This is a genomic window from Vibrio sp. 1288, assembly GCF_033344475.1.
Genome location: NZ_JAWPOX010000690.1, coordinates 1 through 630, shown reverse-complemented (window position 1 = coordinate 630; position 630 = coordinate 1). Strand labels below are relative to the sequence as shown.

The 630-nt window shown below is 46.8% G+C and carries 1 protein-coding gene; it reads left to right on the top strand.

Features of this window, described 5'->3' with window-relative positions:
- On the top strand, positions 1-630 hold a 630-nt coding region (ilvC, locus tag R8O11_RS28810), incomplete at both ends, for a ketol-acid reductoisomerase (RefSeq protein ID WP_318195068.1).

Here is a 630-nt window from a genome sequence, read left to right as displayed (position 1 = left end):
CGCTTTATGGACCGTGAAGAATTTGTATCTGAAGCGGATTACCTGAAAGGTAAAAAAGTGGTCATTGTGGGCTGTGGTGCTCAAGGTCTAAACCAAGGCCTAAACATGCGCGATTCTGGTCTTGATGTGTCTTACGCACTACGTCAAGCTGCGATCGATGAACAGCGTCAATCGTTTAAAAACGCCAAAGATAATGGCTTTGAAGTTGGTAGCTACGAAACGCTAATTCCTCAAGCAGATCTGGTTGTTAACTTAACGCCAGACAAACAGCACACTAACGTTGTTGAGACGGTGATGCCACTAATGAAAGAAGGCGCTGCACTAGGTTACTCTCACGGTTTCAACGTTGTGGAAGAAGGCATGCAGATTCGTAAAGATCTGACCGTTGTCATGGTTGCTCCTAAGTGTCCTGGTACAGAGGTTCGTGAAGAATACAAACGTGGTTTTGGTGTGCCTACCCTAATCGCGGTTCATCCAGAGAATGATCCGAAAGGTGAAGGTTGGGATATCGCGAAAGCTTGGGCTGCAGCTACAGGTGGTCACCGTGCGGGTTGTCTTGAGTCTTCTTTTGTCGCTGAGGTGAAATCAGACCTAATGGGTGAGCAAACCATTCTATGTGGCATGCTACAA